A 14,008-nucleotide genomic window follows, 5' to 3' on the forward strand; every position below is an offset into this window, starting at 1 on the left:
CAACGTCTGTGTGACCCACCTCCGTGGGCCGCAACTAACAAGCAGTGGGGGATGAAAGTAAACCCCGCTGATTGAAGTTTCACTTTATACTAAGCTCGCGGATGAAACTGACTATATACATCTTTTAATCTAGTTTTCGTCACATGTGTATAAATTTGCGTAGTTGAGATGTCCGCATGTCCAAGCATTTCCTGGACAGCACGTAAATCAGCGCCATTTTCAAGAAGATGAGTAGCAAAGGAATGCCTTAGTGTATGTGGGGTTAAATCCTTTTCGATCCCTGCCTCAGCTGACAAACGTTTAAGAATTTTCCAGAACCCCTGCCTTGTCAGTCTTTTGCCATGATGATTGAGAAAAAATGCATCATCCTGAACTTTTTTTGAGACAAAATGTTTTCTTCCTTCTTGTAAATATTGATTTAGTGCCGTTGCTGCTGTTTTTCCAATTGGAATGATTCGCTCTTTATTTCCTTTTCCAATACAGCGGACAAATCCCATCGTAATATGGACATCGCCCATATTTAACCCAATTAATTCACTGACCCGAATTCCGGTTGCATAAAGGAGCTCAAGCATGGCCTTATCACGAATTCCGAAGTGATCATCTGCTTTAGGTGAATCTAGTAAAATCTCAACCTCTTGCATGTTTAACACCTTTGGCAGAGTTCGCTCATGCTGAGGAGACTCTATATGAACAGAGGGATCATGATCAGCAGCTTTTTCACGGAGAAGAAATTGATGAAATGCTCTAATGGAGGCAACATGTCTTGCCATTGTTTTCGATGATTTCCCCTGCTCTTTTAATAACCCTAGGAAATGAATGATTTGAGTGCGCTGAACTTCATTTACGGATGTCAGCTTTTCAACATTCTTTAAGTACTTCGTATAGCTTTTCAAATCTCTTTCATATGAAACAATTGTATTTCTTGCGAGACCTTTTTCAACGATTAAATAATGAATAAAATCTTTAAGCTCGTCCTCCATGATGACTCTACTCCCCATTTAAATAAAAAAGAATTAACCGGTTCAGCCAATTTGAAGATTCACTGTTGTTTGCACTTGCTGAAACCTTCACAGCCGCTCCCTTTGGCTCATCATACCGGTGATAATCCTGATATTCTTCATTTAACCACATAATACCATAATAAAAAAGGATTGTGCATCCAGTGAAAAGCACGAATACCTTTATTGTCTGAAATGCGATTTTTAGCCAAGATACCATTCTACTTTCCCCCACAAAACCTTATTACTAAAGGTTATGCCATCTTGGACAAGAAATATACCTAACATAGTGAATTTCTAAACTGACTTTTTATCAAATACAGTTGTAAAAATTATACGGACATTTGATCCGTTATTTTCATAAAATGACCTAATTTAAGAGCTATGCGGACACTGAGTACGCTATTCACGAATTACAGAAGGAAATCACTGCTTTTTTACAAAATAGAGGAAGCTATGTCCGCAAACATAAGGAATTAACCCATTTTGTTACGAATAACAGAACTCTTGTCCGCCAAGATAACAATAGTCGTTGTCTCGTTGTTAATTCATATGCTTCTTGTTGTAAAATAATATGACAAAGCTAAAAAAGACCAAATCAGATTCGATTTGGTCTGCTGATTAATATGCTATTTACAATACTTACTGAACTACCTAATCTTATTGTTATTCACTTTCTTCATTATTATCTTTATCATGACAGCGATGGCAAATTCCATGGAAAGTAAGTCGATGATCTTTAATCTTAAAGTTCCATCTGCGTTCAACGACTTCTTCTACATCTTCAAGTAAGTCTTCTTGAATTTCATCCACTGCCCCGCATTCAATACAAACTAAATGATGATGGAAATGTGCTGCTCCTTCTTGGCGAAGGTCATAGCGGGATACCCCATCACCAAAATTGATTTTATCGACAATTTTAAGTTCTGTTAGCAATTCAAGTGTTCTATATACAGTTGCTAAGCCTATCTCAGGCGATTTTTCTTTAACTAGGAGGTAGACATCTTCCGCGCTTAAATGATCCTCTTCGTGCTCTAATAATACGCGAACGGTTGCTTCACGCTGAGGCGTCAATTTATAGCTAGACGAATGCAACTGCTTCTTTATTCTATCAATTCTGCTTTCCATTCCGAAGTCCTCCTCGCCCACTTACACATTCTCATTATAGCAGATAATGGAGGAGATTCAAAATAAAATTATTACAATTAAGCAAAGATAATTATTATTAAATAGGAATCATTTAAAATAACTCTGTCATTATAATGAATTTATCACCGATTTCATTAAGATAGGGGATAAAAAGGCCTCAATTCCAGCAGCTAAGCATAAAAACACGAGGGCAAAAGCAAATGACATCATATACTTTCCAAACAAAGGCATTACCGGCGGCCCGAGTTTTTTCATAAATTGTCTGCTAATCATTTTTAATGAAAAAGAAACGGCTAGCGTGGCTGAGATGATAAATATCGGAATGATGATAAAATTTTGCGGCAAAACAGAAACAAAGGATAATAAAAATCCATTCCAGCCCATTTGATTAACTAAAAATCCAACTGTAAATCCGACAACCATCCCTTTCATAAATAAAAGAATGAGGATGATCGGAAGACCGATAATGGATATACCTAAAATACACATTAACCCAATAAATTTCATGTTATGAAAGAGACTTTGTTTGAAAAGATCCTTCGTAGTTGCAACTTCCTCATTAGAAACTTGGCTAAAAAATTGGGATAAATAAAAAAATAAATCTTCCTTTTGCGTTAAGCTTAAACTGTTGACAACGATGGCTCCGAAAATAACACCCATTAGAAATAAAACAATCACAAACAAATAAATTGAGGAATGCTCACGAAAATGGGTTGCGATGACGTTCTGGTACATTTTTTTTCTCATTGCTCTTCCTCCTGCAACAATTCTGTTATTAAATTGTATGCTTGTCCTTTTGCTGTATGACAAATTTAGAGCAGAAAAAATACAGTTGATTTTTTTGAATTTTACATTATAATAGTCAAAATTGACTTAATTCAGGAGGGAGATTTTTACGATGAATCCAGTATTAATTGAATTTCCGGATAGAATTGAAACTGAGAGACTTTATATGCGAATTTGTATGCCAGGCGATGGGAGAACCGTTCATGAATCAATCCAGGCCTCTATTGAAGATTTGAAGCAATGGCTTCCTTTTGCTAACAAAGAACAATCGGTTGATGATGTCGAAATAAATATCCGTAAATCTTATTCTCAATTTTTATCGAGGGAAGATATTCGAATTCATATTTTTAGAAAAGAAGATGAAGTGTTCGTTGGTTCCACAGGCTTGCATCGAATAAATTGGGATGTCCGAAAATTTGAAATTGGCTACTGGTGTGACTCCCGCCATCAAAAAAATGGTTATATAACAGAAGCAGTTAGCGGTTTAATTGATTTTACTTTTAACGATTTAGAAGCAAACCGGATTGAAATTCGCTGTGACCCGAAAAATATCAGCAGCAGAAAGATACCTGAAAAATTAGGATTCCGATTAGAAGGCATTTTAGTGAATAATGACCTAAGCGCTGATGGTAAAGAGCTAAGGGATACTTGTGTGTTTGCAATAGTGAAGAAAAATAAATAATATTTTTTGTTAATAATGAGAAAAAAGACTGAATTAAACAGTCTTTTTCTCTTGTTTGTACTTGTATTAATCAGCAATTTTCCCATATTTACCGCCGCCTCCTGCTGTAAGACTCAGTTTTCCTTCCCTGGCCTTTACGATAAGTTCTGCAGTTTTTGTAGGAATAATTTCACTTAATTTTTCTAATGGAACCTCATGCAAGATGGCCATTTCAGTACCAAAGTGATCAAGTAATTTTTGAAGCATTTTTGGACCAAGCCCCGAAATGAACTCCAGCGGAACTTGGTGTACATATGGCGGCCGATGATTTGGAGATTCACTTGCTGTTTTTAATTCAACAATTCTGTCAGCGACCCCATTAATATACTTTGTGCTACCGCAATTTACACATTCATTATGAATCGGATCAAATGGGGCAAAGCACTGGGAACATACGGTTTGATGATATTTCCCAAGAAGCGGATCAAGTCCGTAGTTTGCTTTGATTCTCCGCCCATCCACTCCTTTTAACGCCCTCTCCAATTCTAGAAAAGAAGGTTCAGCCATTTGGAGGACATGATACTCTCTGGCAATTTTCTTTAAGGAATGAGCATCAGAATTCGTTAAAAATGAATAGTTGTGCAGCTCTTTTATTTGATCTGCCATTGCTGTATCAGCACTTAATCCAAGTTCAATGGCGTCAATTTGGTTTTTATCAAACACTTCCTCTAAAGATCTGTGTACCCCTTTTCCATAAAGGCTTTTAAAAGGTGTAAACACATGGGCTGGGATAAATAATCCGCTTAATTCTTTTACCTTTGTCTGAAGCTCACGGCCTGAAGCATAAATTCTTTGTGAACTTAGAGTGATATTTTTCAAGTGGTGCGAAAGCCAGGACGAAAATTCCTTCATCATTGTTAATGTAGGAAAATAACAAAGTACATGAATAGGTCCTTGGCAGTTCTCATCGTAAATTTCCAATTCAGAACCTGGGATTATGGTTAAATCTCCGTATTGTAAACCGCCCTCTTGATGCTCGATCACGTCTCCAGTTTCCATGAGCTGAGCAATTTCTAGAATTACCTCGGGAGAATGGCAATCAATAATCCCAATCATGTTTAACCCTTTTTCATTTCGCGCATGTTCAATAATGTTTGTAAATGTAAGTGATTTTGCTCCTGTTATTTTTACCGGCTTCCCTGTCATCGTACGGCCGATATGAATATGTAAATCTGAATAGTAATCCTTCATTTACTTTTTCAACACCTTTTGAAGTTGCAAATATTGAATAGCATATGCAGTTTTGGCATCATATATTTTCTTTTCTTTTATATATTGCTCTGCCTCGTCAAGCGTCAACTCGAGCAAATTTACGAATTCATCCTCATCTGGTGATGCTGCATTTTCCTTTTTTTCCAAGCCTTTCGCGATGTATAAATGAATGATCTCATCGGCAAATCCAGGAGAAGTATAGAAGGAAATCAGCCATTCCATTTCTTTGCAGTCATAACCAGTTTCTTCTTCAAGCTCTCTTTTTGCACAAACCTCTGGATCCTCTCCTGCTTCTAGTTTGCCAGCAGGAATTTCAACAATTGTCTTTTCCAATGCTTTACGATATTGCTCCACCATGACAATTTTTTCATCGTCTGTTATTGCAAGTACTGCTACTGCCCCAGGATGCTTGATGACTTCTCGCTTGGACATTTTTCCGTTTGGCAACTCAACATCTTCTACTTGAAGACTAATTACTTTTCCAGTAAATATTTTTTCAATATTGGTCGTTTTTTCTTCTAGGCGACTCATGATTCCAGTCACTCCTGTTCTATTCCGTTTAAGTGTACTCATACATATTATCATACTTTAATTGAGGGAGTATGACATGAAAATATATGTTCACGAGAAGGGCGTCATCTTAGTCGGAAAAGCATGGGAAATCAGGGAGAAGCTAAAGGATTACAGCAAGGAGTATCGGTTGATAAAAGAGTGGGTCGAACTAAAAAAGACCTCATATAAAGGTGGCTGAGATTTATTTGTGTAAGTCGCGGATTTATTTGCGAAAGTGGCAATTTATTTGTGAAAGCGACAGAATTATTTGCGAAACCCCGGATTTAGCTTTTTATTACAAAAAAGTCCAATTTATTTGTGGTCCACTCATTTCTTTCGTTAAAATAAAAAGAAAAGGTGAAATTGAGGTTATTTTTATGAAAAAAAGACAGTTGGGCAAGTCAGATTTATATGTAAGTGAGCTCGGACTTGGTTGCATGTCCCTCGGTACGGATGCGAAAAAAGCGCAAGAAATTATCGAAGCTGCATTAGAAGCAGGGATTAACTACTTTGACACAGCCGACTTATATGATTTCGGAACAAACGAACAAATTGTTGGGCAGGCTCTACGCCATGTAAGGGATAAGGTCATCATTGCTACGAAGGCAGGAAACCGCTGGAATGACAACAAAGATAGCTGGAGCTGGGACCCCTCTAAAAAGTATATAAAAGAAGCTGTCAAAGCAAGCTTAAGCAGATTAGGTACGGATTATATTGACTTATACCAACTTCATGGCGGGACGATGGAGGATCCAATCGATGAAACGATTGAAGCATTCGAGGAGTTAAAAGAAGAAGGTTTAATCCGCTTTTACGGAATATCTTCTATTCGGCCTAATGTCATTCGTGAATATGTGAATAAATCGAATCTTGTGTCTGTAATGATTCAATATAGTATTCTAGATCGCCGTCCGGAAGAGGAAGTGCTGCCGCTTCTTCAGAAAAACGGTATAGGAGCTGTTACACGCGGACCGCTTGCAAAAGGGATCTTAAGCGATAAAATGTTAGAAAAAGCATCGGAAAAAGGCTATTTAGACTATCAGTTGGAAGAATTACAGGAAACCATTCCGCTCTTGCGGGAAAAACTTTCTCATACCCGTTCCATGACAGAAATTGCCTTGCAATATAATTTAGCTCATTCTGCTGTTTCGTCTGTTATTGCAGGAGCTAGCACTGTTCTACAAGTTAAGGAAAACGCAAAAGCCATTGTAGCAGAACCATTATCGGGAGATGAGCTCTCCATTATAGAATCAATCACAAAAATGAGTTTGTATGAGCAGCATAGATAATAATGCAATAAAAAAATCGCTTAAACTTAAGCGATTTTTTTATCACCCTATTTATATTCCTTCCAGTTAAGATTGCTTTCACCAAGCAATTCTTCAAAGCTCTTGTTCTTTTCCCGTAATCTTCTTTCTTCTCTCTTTCTTTGCTCTTCCTCTTCTTTTTGTTTATCTTCTGCTGCTTTTAATTCCTGTTTCGTATCTTTTAGTTTTTCCATCAATTCTTGGTTTAGCATATCGCCAAGTGTAATTGGTTTATCATCCTTTTTAGGCTGGGAATGCCGCTTTTTCTTTTTCATCTAAATCCCCTCATAAAATTAATTTTATCACCAATTATATCATAATTACTTATTTTACAAACTCGAGAAATTCAATTCTATTGCCGAATGGATCATCGACAAAAAAGCGATTTCTTCCTTCTATAGGCGGTTCTTCTTTTATCATAATCTTTTTATTTTCCAATTCTTTACGCAAACCTTCTAAGTTTTCTACAACTAAGCCAGGGTGGGCTTTTTTTGCCGGTAGAAATTCTTCTTGCACCCCTATATGTATTTCCTGGTTTCCGCATAAAAACCAGCAGCCTCCCCGCTTTTGGAGATTTTCTGGCTTCGGTATTTCTTCTAGACCAAGGATTTCTCCGAAAAATAATCTTGCCTGCTCCTCGCAGCCTTTTGGTGCTGCTAATTGAATATGATCAATTCCTTTAAATCCAAATGTCATAGTATCTCTCCTTTAATTAGGAAAAGCACAGCCATTGATAACTGTGCCCCTCAAATTTAATAAGCGTCTGTTAGAACATGATCGTCTACCTGTAAAGAAGCCTCGGTTGATTGGACAACCTCCTCAACAGTGTAGCCCTTAGCCACTTCCACAAGCTTAAGTCCTGAGTCCGTTACATCAATGACCGCTCTCTCCGTAATAATCCGATTGACAACTGCCTTGCCTGTTAATGGGAGGCTGCATTCTTTGAGGATTTTCGACTCCCCGTTTTTATTCGTATGATCCATAATGACGATAATTTTGCCTGCACCGTGAACGAGGTCCATCGCTCCGCCCATTCCTTTAATCATCTTGCCTGGAATCATCCAGTTTGCGAGATCCCCATTTTCAGAGACCTCCATTCCTCCGAGAATCGCTATATTGACATGTCCTCCACGGATCATGGCAAAGGATTCAGCACTGTCAAAATAAGCAGCACCCGGAATAGCTGTCACTGTTTCTTTTCCAGCATTAATTAAATCAGGGTCCACTTCCTCTTTAGAAGGGTAAGGGCCTATGCCAAGCAGACCATTCTCAGATTGAAGCACGACTTGCTTATTACTTGAAATATAGTTAGCAACGAGTGTTGGCATTCCAATACCTAGATTCACATAAAAGCCATTTTCAATTTCCTTTTCAGCTCTTCGCGCAATTTTTTCACGAACTCCAGCTTTATCGTTACTCATGGCAACTTCTCCTTCCCGTAAATTATTTCGCTAACGTCAGTCTTTCAATGCGTTTTTCCTGAATCCCTTCAATTAGCATTTGCACGTAAATGCTAGGGGTATGAATATGATTCGGATCTAGCTCACCGATTTCATACAGATTTTCCACTTCGGCTATCGTTACTTTTCCTGCAGCGGCAATCATCGGGTTAAAGTTTCTCGCCGTTTTGTGATAAACAAGATTGCCCATCTTATCCGCTTTCCAAGCTCTTACTAAACTGAAGTCAGCGACTAGTGCTTCTTCAAGCAAATATTCTTTTCCATTAAAAATCTTTGTTTCCTTCCCCTCTGCAATGGGAGTACCTACTCCTGCAGGCGTATAAAAGGCCGGGATGCCAGCACCGCCGGCACGAATTTTTTCTGCCAGCGTTCCCTGCGGCAGAAGTTCGACTTCAATTTCACCGGCCAGCACCTGTCTTTCAAACTCTTTATTTTCACCTACATAGGAACCTATCATTTTCTTAATCTGTTTATTTTTTAGCAGGAGACCAAGCCCCCATTCGTCTACCCCACAGTTATTCGAAATAACCGTTAAATCTTTAACACCCTTCTCCACTAAAGCTAGAATCAAATTTTCCGGGATTCCACAAAGTCCAAAGCCGCCAACCATTAAAACAGCACCATCATGAATATCCTTCACTGCTTCGTTAAAGGAAGTAGAAATTGTTTTCATGTCATTCTCTCCTCTCATCGAGAACGTATAATTTAGGCTTTATCCATCACTATTAAACTAGTTCAACTACGGTAGCAACACCCTGTCCTCCGCCGATACATAATGTGGCAAGCCCCTTTTTCGACTGACGCTTTATCATCTCATGAATTAATGTCACTAGAATTCTAGCACCGCTTGCTCCAATTGGATGTCCTAATGCAATGGCTCCTCCATTCACATTCAGAATATCTTTATTAAACTGAAGCTCTCTGTCTACAGCTAGTGATTGTGCTGCAAATGCCTCATTTGCTTCAATTAACTCTAATTCTTCCATTGATACTGCTGCTTTTTCAAGTGCCTTTTTAACAGCATTTACTGGTCCTATGCCCATAATACTTGGGTCCACTCCTGCACTTGCATTTCCTTTAATTACAACAAGTGGCTGAACTCCAAGCTCATCAGCCTTTTCTCTGCTCATAACAATTAGAACTGCAGCACCGTCATTGATGCCCGAAGCATTTCCAGCTGTGACGCTGCCGTCTTTTTTAAATGCCGGTCTTAGTGCAGCTAATTTTTCAACAGTTGTTCCTTTTTTCGGGTATTCGTCCGTATCAAATACAATCGGATCTCCCTTTCTTTGCGGAATCTCAACAGGAACGATTTCATCTTTAAATTTGCCTTCTTCAATAGCCTTTACCGCCTTTACTTGGCTTGCGGCAGCAAACTCATCTTGCTCTTCCCTGCTAAGTCCATAATTATCACAAAGGTTTTCCGCAGTGATTCCCATATGATAATCATTAAAAGCACACGTCAGTCCGTCAGAAACCATTGTATCTAACAGCTGCTGGTTGCCCATTTTAAACCCATTCCGTGCATTTTTTAATATGTAAGGCGCCTGGCTCATATTCTCTACTCCACCAGCAATCACAATGTCAGCATCTCCTGCCAAAATCGCCTGTGTTGCCAGATGAACAGCCTTCAGTCCAGATCCGCATACTTTATTTATGGTCATTGCGGAAACGCTTTCAGGAAGCCCCGCTTTAAGTGCTGCTTGCCTTGCAGGATTCTGTCCAAGACCTGCCTGCAATACGTTTCCAAGAATTACCTCATCCACCTGCTCAGGCTTAATTCCTGCCTTTTCAAGTGCTCCTTTGATCGCAATTGCACCTAATTCAGGAGCGGATACATCCTTTAAACTGCCATTAAAGCTCCCTATTGCTGTGCGTACTGCACTAACAATGACTACTTCTGTTTTTGACATCTTAATCATCCTTTCTCGTTCATCTCATGAATTATACTTCTATTAAATAGTGCTAAAATCCTTTTATTTCGCCCAAAATTATCTAATGAATAATCCAGCCCTTCTTTATCCATCTTATTAGGTGTACTTAACAATACATAGAAGGGGGATGAAGAAATGAGTCAAAAGCGTGACAAGGGCCATAGTCAAAAAGGAAAGCCAAACAGTGATACAGTTAACCCTACAATTGCAGCAGAGGAATTAGAAAAAGCGATCCATCCTAAAAAACGTCAGAATTCTCAACAATAAGCCGCCGCTCCTTGAGCGGTTTTTTACATTTAGAATAACAATAAATGTTTTAAACTCCAATTAAATGGTAAAATAAAGAAAAAGGCTGAGAGGAGGATGAAATTGAAAAGACTTCTTCGTTATATCCGTTATTTCCTTTCCTTCATTCTTTTTTTATCATCTATTGGGATTTATTTTACAAATCGGCTTATGTACATGAAGAAAAAGGAAGATCAATTTATTATTGATCGGGAAAAAGAAGCCGGGCGTCTCAATCCAATCGAATATGAAAGCCTGCCAAAAACAGAAGTGCTCATCCCTTCTCCCTTTGGTTATCCTCTTAAAACTGTGATTGCAGAACCCTTTCCAAACAATCGCTTCGTCATCATTGCACATGGAGTAACAGAAAATAAGATGAATTCCATTAAATATATGAATCTGTTTTTGGAGCGCGGATTTAACACGGTTATTTACGATCACCGCAGGCATGGAGAGTCTGGTGGAAAAACGACTAGCTTCGGTCATTATGAAAAATTTGATTTAAAGGCAATTGTTGATTGGCTCCGTGAAGAAAAAGGATCTGATATTTTGCTCGGTATTCACGGGGAATCGATGGGAGCGGCAACGATGCTGTTATATGCGGGAAGTTTAGAGGATGGAGCGGATTTTTATATTGCCGACTGTCCATTTTCCGATTTTAAACAATTGCTCGCACACCGATTAAAATCAGATATGAAACTACCTGCCTCTGTCATCCTGCCCATTGCCGATATGTTTTTACGATTGCGGCAAAAATATGCCATTAAACAGGTGTCTCCCATCTCAGTGATTGGTAAAATTCAAAAGCCCGTTTTATTTATTCACAGTGAAAAAGATGACTTTATTCTGCCTTATATGACCAAGGATTTATATGAACGGAAAAAGGGGCCCAAACAGCTTTACATGGCTCCAAATGGCATTCATGCTCAGTCATTAAATGAAAATCGAGAGGACTATGAAAAAGCCATAGACGAGTTTTTAAATGATTTTGTTTTCTTCAAATCCCAACAGAAGGCCTGATTCCCTTAGGCCTTTTTTATTCGGGCATGATCTAGTTTTTTAATATTCCTCTCGCCGTCTCATAATCTCCTAATTTTATATAGTACCGTCCTCCTTCTTTTTCAAAGATAGGAACATTTTCAAGCTTTCCATTTTCCCCGAATACGAACACTGATTGAATATCCTCATGTTCAATCTTTCCATAAATAACTGGAAGGCGGTTTTCCAATATCCCCCTATGATCATATTCGTAAAAAACATCCTTATAGACAGTCATCCAGTCGTTTTCATCATGCTCCCAATGATTATGCCCCGCGTTTTCCCATCCATCCCGATCATTTCCTTTTAAAAATGCTACTGTTACGGCGTCAATCGTTTCTTCGCTGATCTTCTGTTTCGTTACATATAGAAGAATGATTCCATCCTTTACCTTTTCCTTATGAATGACTTCCTTCACATTAAATGGGATATCCTTTTCTATGACCCGATCCATTGTTGAACCTGAACAAGCTGCTAATATCAGGACCGCAAACAAAAGAGAAGCGATCCATTTAAGCTTCACTTTATCTTCCCCTCCGTTCCTCTGCGTCCTTATCATTTAATGAGAAAAGACTATAAAACATACTTACTTTTACTTATTTAGGTAAATATAACTAGAGGCTGTTCGGAAAGTCAGGTTTTTGACTTTCTGAACAGCCCCCTTTAGGTTTCATCAACTATCTTTGCGAACTCCTCAAGACTTGTTGAATACTTAATATAAATTCTCGGTAAAACATACAATTCATCTTTTATACCCTTTTCAGAAAATAATTCGGGAGTGGTTGAGAGTCCGTATAAATAGTATTTCTTTGTTTCCTCTATAACCTTGGCATTGAAATTTCCGTAAGGGTAAGAGAGAGCAATAACCGGTTTACCTGTTATTTTTTCAATTTTCTCCTTAGACTTTTGTAGTTCATATTCAAAATTTGTGATTTTCGTTAAATCAGGATGGGTGGCAGTATGAGATTGTATTGAAAAAAAGGGCGAATCAGCCATATTTTTCAAGTCTGATTGCGATAATCGATTGGCGCGGCCAATAAAGTCGGAAATAACAAAAATAGTTCCCGTTGGTTTAAACTGGTCATTTTTTAGTTTTTGAAAAATAGCCATTATATTTAAGTTGTTTTTGTATCCATCGTCAAAGGTAATGAAAATGGGTTTGTTCACTTTATGAATATCTTGCCACCGTTCAAAAGTTAATAATGTGTAGCCGTGATCTCGTAAATACATCATTTGCTTCTCTAAATTCTTTGGAGTTACATATAACTCTTTAGAGCCATGGCCGTGGTACTCGTCAATGGAATGGTAAATTAATATCGGTATTTTTTTATCCGCCAAGGTGTGTGATGGAATAAATAAGATAAGAAGACATAGAAAAAACATTGCAGTCTTTTTCAAAAAAATTCCTCGCTTTGTCTATTTTCTTATCTTTATTATTCCTGAAATTATTTTTTTTACCGGCCAATCTCAATCATTGCTAATTAAAAAAGGCTTTAGCAATTTCTATTAATCCTTCTTGTTCTTCTTTTTCCACAAAATTTTCTTCTCGCCAAGAAGTGGAAATGGAAATTAAAAATTTCCGTGATGTATCCTCTTTGATAAAATAAATTTTATGATGTTCTCTGCTGTATAAAAAGTCTATTCCATCCCTTTTTACATTTATGAATCCAGCTAAGTTTTCTGTCGTGTGCATTTCTTCTCTAACAGGACTTATTATAATTTGATAGTGCCGCCCCTCTTCTACACTCATAATCTTGCTCTCATAATGAAGAAATAAATTAGAAATATCAGATGTTAAGTTTCCATCCTTTATGATATATGACAAATTGTTCTCTTTTGCCTCTTTATACATTTCTTCTGCCAAATCTACCTTTGTATTAGGAATCTCATAATATATCAATCCTGATTTTAGTACTAATTCATTTTGTAATTCATCTTTTAAATGAAGAAATTCCCTAATATCATATGGAATTTGCGTTACACTTTTAACCTCCTCTCCATTATATAACATCGTTAACCCCGACCCTCCAATTTCCTCATAGCCTTCTACTGTTAAAAAGTATTTAAATTGGCCTTTCGGAATATCCTTCTTAATCTCATCCATAACAGTTCTATACTTCCGATAAATTTCATCATACTTATGATGTGGTTCTGCTTCTTCCTCTGTCATTGTTTTCATCTCAAAAACTTGCTTACCTTCAGAATTTAAAAACTTCCATTCTGTAAAATGCATGGCTGCCGCAATAGACACTGAGATAGATACTGTTAGAAAAATAGAGATAAATGAAGCCCGTAAAAATATAGGCACTTTTTTTCGTTCTATAGCATTAGTAGACAAATATTCATTATGTTGGACTTCTGGCAGCTTCTGATTTTTAAAACGTTGCTCAAATTCTTCAAACGATTTAATCTTATCCTTCATCCTGTATTCTCCTTTCAATTATTTTTTGGATTTTCACCTTTACTCTTTCAAATCGTTTTCTTGCAGTCGAGGAGCTAATGTCTAAAATCGCCGCTATCTCTGAAAAATCCCTATCCTCAATTATTCTAAGTACTATAATTG

At 37.6% G+C, this 14,008-nt stretch carries 20 protein-coding genes; 5 read left to right on the plus strand and 15 right to left on the minus strand.

All coding sequences use genetic code 11. The features are described 5' to 3' along the window. Positions 1 to 89: 89 nt before the first annotated feature. From xerD to spoIIM, 4 genes are all read right to left on the minus strand, one after another. A complete protein-coding gene (gene xerD / locus V7127_RS14275) occupies positions 90 to 983 on the minus strand; it encodes a site-specific tyrosine recombinase XerD (protein ID WP_335347384.1) in 894 nt (297 codons plus the stop codon). 7 nt (positions 984 to 990) lie between these two features. Further along, positions 991 to 1,221: a YqzK family protein gene (locus tag V7127_RS14280; RefSeq protein WP_335347383.1), complete on the minus strand. Its 231-nt coding sequence runs from the start codon at positions 1,219 to 1,221 to the stop codon at positions 991 to 993. A gap of 446 nt (positions 1,222 to 1,667) precedes the next feature. Continuing rightward, positions 1,668 to 2,129 (minus strand): ferric iron uptake transcriptional regulator, encoded by a 462-nt coding sequence (fur, locus tag V7127_RS14285; RefSeq protein ID WP_066294029.1) that lies wholly within the window; start codon positions 2,127 to 2,129, stop codon positions 1,668 to 1,670. 129 nt (positions 2,130 to 2,258) lie between these two features. Continuing rightward, complete coding sequence (spoIIM, locus tag V7127_RS14290; protein WP_335346853.1) at positions 2,259 to 2,897, minus strand: stage II sporulation protein M; 639 nt, start codon at positions 2,895 to 2,897, stop codon at positions 2,259 to 2,261. Between the two features lie 151 nt (positions 2,898 to 3,048). Between spoIIM and V7127_RS14295 the strand changes: the two genes are divergently transcribed. Next, positions 3,049 to 3,618, plus strand: coding sequence for a GNAT family N-acetyltransferase (locus tag V7127_RS14295; RefSeq protein WP_335486988.1), 570 nt, complete (start codon positions 3,049 to 3,051; stop codon positions 3,616 to 3,618). Between the two features lie 66 nt (positions 3,619 to 3,684). Here the strand turns inward: V7127_RS14295 and V7127_RS14300 are convergent, their stop codons facing one another. Both V7127_RS14300 and V7127_RS14305 read right to left on the minus strand, forming a co-directional pair. After that, positions 3,685 to 4,848, minus strand: a complete 1,164-nt coding sequence (locus V7127_RS14300) for a TIGR00375 family protein (protein ID WP_335346855.1) — start codon at positions 4,846 to 4,848, stop codon at positions 3,685 to 3,687. Then, positions 4,849 to 5,400: an NUDIX hydrolase gene (locus V7127_RS14305; RefSeq protein ID WP_335346856.1), complete on the minus strand. Its 552-nt coding sequence runs from the start codon at positions 5,398 to 5,400 to the stop codon at positions 4,849 to 4,851. 76 nt (positions 5,401 to 5,476) lie between these two features. On the opposite strand from V7127_RS14305, the gene mciZ reads away from it, so the two are divergent. Beyond that, positions 5,477 to 5,620, plus strand: a complete 144-nt coding sequence (gene mciZ, locus V7127_RS14310) for a Z-ring formation inhibitor MciZ (protein ID WP_335346857.1) — start codon at positions 5,477 to 5,479, stop codon at positions 5,618 to 5,620. A gap of 178 nt (positions 5,621 to 5,798) precedes the next feature. After that, on the plus strand, positions 5,799 to 6,710 hold the full coding sequence (locus tag V7127_RS14315; RefSeq protein ID WP_335346858.1) for an aldo/keto reductase: 912 nt from the start codon (positions 5,799 to 5,801) through the stop codon (positions 6,708 to 6,710). Positions 6,711 to 6,757: 47 nt separating this feature from the next. Here V7127_RS14315 and V7127_RS14320 read toward each other — a convergent pair whose 3' ends face one another. The 5 genes from V7127_RS14320 to V7127_RS14340 are packed head-to-tail and all read right to left on the minus strand — an operon-like array spanning position 6,758 to position 10,101. Then, entirely contained in the window at positions 6,758 to 7,003 is a 246-nt protein-coding gene (locus V7127_RS14320) for a YqkE family protein (protein WP_335486991.1), read from the minus strand. A gap of 49 nt (positions 7,004 to 7,052) precedes the next feature. Then, positions 7,053 to 7,424 carry a VOC family protein gene (locus V7127_RS14325; RefSeq protein ID WP_335346860.1) on the minus strand — a complete coding sequence of 124 codons (372 nt, stop codon included), beginning with the start codon at positions 7,422 to 7,424 and terminating at the stop codon, positions 7,053 to 7,055. A gap of 56 nt (positions 7,425 to 7,480) precedes the next feature. Next, positions 7,481 to 8,149 carry a CoA transferase subunit B gene (locus tag V7127_RS14330; protein ID WP_335486994.1) on the minus strand — a complete coding sequence of 223 codons (669 nt, stop codon included), beginning with the start codon at positions 8,147 to 8,149 and terminating at the stop codon, positions 7,481 to 7,483. A gap of 22 nt (positions 8,150 to 8,171) precedes the next feature. Further along, positions 8,172 to 8,861, minus strand: a complete 690-nt coding sequence (locus V7127_RS14335) for a CoA transferase subunit A (RefSeq protein ID WP_335346862.1) — start codon at positions 8,859 to 8,861, stop codon at positions 8,172 to 8,174. Between the two features lie 52 nt (positions 8,862 to 8,913). Beyond that, positions 8,914 to 10,101, minus strand: a complete 1,188-nt coding sequence (locus V7127_RS14340; protein ID WP_335486997.1) for an acetyl-CoA C-acetyltransferase — start codon at positions 10,099 to 10,101, stop codon at positions 8,914 to 8,916. A gap of 156 nt (positions 10,102 to 10,257) precedes the next feature. Between V7127_RS14340 and V7127_RS14345 the strand changes: the two genes are divergently transcribed. Both V7127_RS14345 and V7127_RS14350 read left to right on the plus strand, forming a co-directional pair. After that, positions 10,258 to 10,389, plus strand: a complete 132-nt coding sequence (locus V7127_RS14345) for a hypothetical protein (protein ID WP_335347961.1) — start codon at positions 10,258 to 10,260, stop codon at positions 10,387 to 10,389. Positions 10,390 to 10,491: 102 nt separating this feature from the next. After that, entirely contained in the window at positions 10,492 to 11,427 is a 936-nt protein-coding gene (locus V7127_RS14350; RefSeq protein WP_335487001.1) for an alpha/beta hydrolase, read from the plus strand. A 31-nt stretch (positions 11,428 to 11,458) separates the two neighbouring features. On the opposite strand, the gene V7127_RS14355 is transcribed toward V7127_RS14350, so the two are convergent. The 4 genes from V7127_RS14355 to V7127_RS25910 form a co-directional block, all read right to left on the minus strand. Then, complete coding sequence (locus V7127_RS14355) at positions 11,459 to 11,968, minus strand: hypothetical protein (RefSeq protein WP_335346054.1); 510 nt, start codon at positions 11,966 to 11,968, stop codon at positions 11,459 to 11,461. A 140-nt stretch (positions 11,969 to 12,108) separates the two neighbouring features. Further along, a complete protein-coding gene (locus V7127_RS14360; protein ID WP_335487005.1) occupies positions 12,109 to 12,843 on the minus strand; it encodes a polysaccharide deacetylase family protein in 735 nt (244 codons plus the stop codon). Positions 12,844 to 12,922: 79 nt separating this feature from the next. After that, positions 12,923 to 13,867: a hypothetical protein gene (locus V7127_RS14365; RefSeq protein WP_335487009.1), complete on the minus strand. Its 945-nt coding sequence runs from the start codon at positions 13,865 to 13,867 to the stop codon at positions 12,923 to 12,925. Continuing rightward, positions 13,857 to 14,006, minus strand: coding sequence for a sigma factor-like helix-turn-helix DNA-binding protein (locus V7127_RS25910; protein WP_438824010.1), 150 nt, complete (start codon positions 14,004 to 14,006; stop codon positions 13,857 to 13,859). The genes V7127_RS14365 and V7127_RS25910 overlap by 11 nt, the downstream gene beginning before the upstream one ends. Positions 14,007 to 14,008: the final 2 nt, after the last annotated feature.

Origin of the sequence: Bacillus sp. JJ1773, assembly GCF_036962035.1 — a bacterium.
Taxonomy (GTDB): Bacteria; Bacillota; Bacilli; order Bacillales; family Cytobacillaceae; genus Cytobacillus.